The 4,157-nt window shown below is 63.9% G+C and carries 3 protein-coding genes and 1 pseudogene; all 4 read left to right on the forward strand.

Features of this window, described 5'->3' with window-relative positions:
- A partial coding sequence (locus EN742_RS26495; RefSeq protein WP_189375602.1) for an AprI/Inh family metalloprotease inhibitor occupies positions 1-259 on the forward strand: 259 nt, incomplete at its 5' end.
- A 109-nt stretch (positions 260-368) separates the two neighbouring features.
- A pseudogene (zapE, locus tag EN742_RS26500) lies at positions 369-1,570 on the forward strand (cell division protein ZapE).
- Between the two features lie 330 nt (positions 1,571-1,900).
- On the forward strand, positions 1,901-2,869 hold the full coding sequence (gene mdh / locus EN742_RS26505) for a malate dehydrogenase (RefSeq protein WP_126057450.1): 969 nt from the start codon (positions 1,901-1,903) through the stop codon (positions 2,867-2,869).
- A gap of 29 nt (positions 2,870-2,898) precedes the next feature.
- Positions 2,899-4,092, forward strand: a complete 1,194-nt coding sequence (gene sucC / locus EN742_RS26510) for an ADP-forming succinate--CoA ligase subunit beta (RefSeq protein WP_126057451.1) — start codon at positions 2,899-2,901, stop codon at positions 4,090-4,092.
- The last annotated feature ends 65 nt before the right edge of the window (positions 4,093-4,157 follow it).

Raw genomic sequence — 4,157 nt, forward strand, 5'->3', positions numbered from 1 at the left:
CGCCGGTGTGTGGAACGCCAGCGTTTCCGGCCAGAGCTGCAAGGTGGCAACGCCGCAGACCAAGTTCGGCGCCGGCTACCGCGCCGGTCCGTTGCATTGCCCGGCGCCGATCGACGGCATCAAGTCCTGGAATGTCGCCGGCAAGCAGCTGACCCTCTATGACGAGAATGGCGGCACGCTGGCCAGGCTTTATTCCTCGGGCGGCGAGAAATTCGACGGCCAGACTTCCACCGGCCTGCCGATCTCGCTTACAAGATAAGGCGATACCGCCCTGGGGCGGTTCAGCGTTCGAAAGAGTCGCCTAGCCGCTCCAATTACGGGGGGAAAGCGGCTACTTTTCCTGGATGTGCTCAAGAACGACGTGACCGATGCACCTGCGTGACGGCCTCCAAACCCATGCGACCGTCAGGCAGCGCTACGACCATCTGGTCGAGACCGGCGCCATCGCGCGCGATCCGGCGCAGGAGCGCATCGCCGCCGCGCTCGATCGGCTGACCGACGAGATCTCGGCAAAAAGGCTGGCGCAGAAATCGAGCGCGCTGGGCTGGCTGTTCGCCCGCAAGCAGCCGCCGGCACCGGTCAAGGGCCTCTATATCCATGGCGGCGTCGGCCGCGGCAAGACCATGCTGATGGACATGTTCTTCGAGCTGTTGCCGGTCAGGCGCAAGCGCCGCGTGCATTTCAACGACTTCATGGCCGATGTGCAGGACCGCATCCAGAAGCACCGGCAGGCGCGCAAGAACGGCGACGCCAAGGAGGACGACCCGATCCCGCCGGTGGCGCGCGCGCTGGCCGAGCAGGCCTGGGTGCTGTGCTTCGACGAGTTCTCCGTCACCGACATCGCCGATGCGATGATCCTGTCGCGTTTGTTTTCGGCACTGTTTGCCAATGGCGTCGTGCTGGTCGCCACCTCCAATGTCGCGCCCGAAGGTCTCTACCGTGACGGGCTGAACCGGCAGCTCTTCCTGCCCTTCATCGGCCTGCTCGAGCGCAATGCCGAGGTGATGACGCTGGACAACGACAAGGATTATCGCCTCGAGAAGCTCAGCCGCATGGCGGTCTATGTCGCGCCGGCGGACGCGGCGGCCGACGCCGCCCTCGACGAGGCGTGGCGGGCGATGACGCATGGCAAGCCGGTAGCGGAGACGACGCTGACGGTGAAGGGCCGGCAGGTCGTGGTGCCGCGCGCGGCCGGCGACGCGGCGCGCTTTTCCTTCGCCGATCTTTGCGAAAGGCCGCTCGGAGCGCGCGATTTCCTGGCCATCGCCGGCCGCTTCTCCACCATCTTCATCGACCATGTGCCGGTGCTCGGCGAGGGCAAGCGCAACGAGGCCAAGCGCTTCATCCTGTTGATCGACACCCTCTACGACCATCACACGCGGCTGGTGGTGAGCGCCGATGCCCCGCCGCCCGGGCTCTATACGGCCAAACGCGGCAACGAGGTGTTCGAGTTCGAGCGCACGGCCTCGCGCTGATCGAGATGCAGGGGCATGAGTGGCTGGAGGACTGGGCCGAAAGACGGAAGGACGGGGCGATGGCATCGCCGGAGGCGCAGCAGGTGCGGGCGTAACCTCGGCCAGCCCATGTGGCTCGCCCGGACGCCCATTGGGCACCGCCATCACAAGGGCGTCATCGCTCGCCGCCAGCCTTCTGATCTCCATCTTCATTGTGTAAATTCTCCCAAGTCGGCTTAGGAATTTTGACGTTTACGTAAAACCCAAATTATCTAACCGATTGAAAATGCTCGCTCCAAAATAATCGTTTGAATTTTCTATCCACCGGAGCTATTGGGTGCGGCGAAATCTCACGGGTTCCCCGCAGCATTCGGCCTCCTTCCTCGACGCCGTCAGCAAGTCGCTAAAGATTGGCGCCGTCACAGACAAAGGGAAAAAATCCTCACATGGCACGCAACAAGATAGCGCTTATCGGCTCGGGCATGATCGGCGGCACGCTCGCCCATATGATCGGCCTCAAGGACCTCGGCGACGTGGTTCTGTTCGATATCGCCGAGGGCATTCCGCAGGGCAAGGGGCTGGATATCGCACAGTCGTCGCCGGTCGACGGCTTCGACGCCAGGCTGACCGGCGTCAACGACTATGCCGGCATCGAAGGCGCCGATGTCTGCATCGTCACCGCCGGCGTGCCGCGCAAGCCGGGCATGAGCCGCGACGACCTGCTCGGCATCAACCTCAAGGTCATGGAACAGGTCGGCGCCGGGCTGAAGAAATACGCGCCGAAGGCCTTCGTCATCTGCATCACCAACCCGCTCGACGCCATGGTGTGGGCGCTGCAGAAGTTCTCCGGCCTGCCCAAGACCCATGTCGTCGGCATGGCCGGCGTGCTCGACAGCGCGCGCTTCCGCTATTTCCTGGCCGAGGAGTTCAAGGTCTCGGTCGAGGACGTCACCGCTTTCGTGCTCGGCGGCCACGGCGATTCGATGGTGCCGATGATCCGCTATTCGACGGTCTCCGGCATTCCGCTGCCCGACCTCGTCAAGATGGGCTGGACCTCGAAGGAAAAGCTCGACCAGATCGTGCAGCGCACCCGCGACGGCGGTGCCGAGATCGTCGGCCTGCTGAAGACCGGCTCGGCCTACTACGCGCCGGCGGCTTCGGCGATCGCGATGGCCGAATCCTTCCTCAAGGACAAGAAGCGCGTGCTGCCCTGCGCGGCCCACCTGTCGGGCCAGTACGGAGTGAAGAACACCTATGTCGGCGTTCCCGTGGTGATCGGCGCCGGCGGTGTCGAGCGTGTCATCGAGATTGACCTCAACAAGAGCGAGCAGAAGATGTTCGACAGTTCGGTGGCGACGGTGCAGGGCCTGACCGAGGCCTGCGTGAAGATCGCGCCGCACCTCGCCTCGAAGTGATCCGCCAGCAGTTGATCCGGAGATAAGCCATGAACATTCATGAATATCAGGGCAAGGCACTGCTGAAGTCGTTCGGCGCGCCGGTCGCCGAGGGCGTGCCGGTGCTGAAGGCCGGCGATGCCGAGGCCGCCGCCAAGGCGCTGCCCGGCCCGCTCTATGTGGTGAAGAGCCAGATCCATGCCGGCGGTCGCGGCAAGGGCAAGTTCAAGGAGCTTTCCCCCGACGCCAAGGGCGGCGTGCGGCTGGCGAAGTCGGTGGCCGAGGTGGTCGCCAACGCCAACGAGATGCTCGGCCACACGCTGGTCACCAAGCAGACCGGCCCGGCCGGCAAGCAGGTCAACCGCCTCTATGTCGAGGACGGCGCCGATATCGATCGCGAACTCTACCTGTCGATCCTGGTCGACCGTTCGGTCGGCCGTATCGCCTTCGTCGTCTCGACCGAGGGCGGCATGGACATCGAGGCCGTGGCGCACGACACGCCGGAGAAGATCATCACCGTCGCCATCGACCCGGAAAAGGGCGTGACGGCGGATGATCTCAAGACGCTCAACGGCGCGCTGAAGCTCGACGGCGACGCGGCCAAGGACGGCGGCACGCTGTTCCCGATCCTCTACAAGGCATTCGTCGAGAAGGACATGAGCCTGCTCGAGGTCAACCCGCTGATCGTCATGAAGAACGGCCGGCTGCGCGTGCTCGACGCGAAAGTGTCGTTCGACAACAACGCGCTGTTCCGCCATCCCGACGTGATGGAATTGCGCGACACCACCGAAGAGGACGAGAAGGAGATCGAGGCGTCGAAATACGACCTCGCCTATGTCGCGCTCGACGGCAATATCGGCTGCATGGTCAACGGCGCCGGCCTCGCCATGGCGACGATGGACATCATCAAGCTCTACGGCGCGGAGCCCGCCAACTTCCTCGACGTCGGCGGCGGCGCGTCCAAGGAGAAGGTGACGGCGGCGTTCAAGATCATCACCAAGGATCCGGCGGTCGAAGGCATTTTGATCAATATCTTCGGCGGCATCATGAAATGCGACGTCATCGCCGAAGGCGTGATCGCCGCGGTCAAGGAAGTCGGGCTGAAGGTGCCGCTGGTGGTGCGGCTGGAAGGCACCAATGCCGAACTGGGCAAGAAGATCATCAATGAAAGCGGCCTGAACGTCGTCTCGGCCGACGACCTCGACGACGCGGCCAAGAAGATCGTCAAGGCGGTGAAGGGCTGAGCGGATGCAACCGAGCCGCCTTCTGTGTGCAATCGGATTCGGCTTTCTGGCCGTTCCGTCGCATG

Source organism: Mesorhizobium sp. M4A.F.Ca.ET.020.02.1.1, assembly GCF_004022645.1.
Taxonomy (GTDB): domain Bacteria; phylum Pseudomonadota; class Alphaproteobacteria; order Rhizobiales; family Rhizobiaceae; genus Mesorhizobium.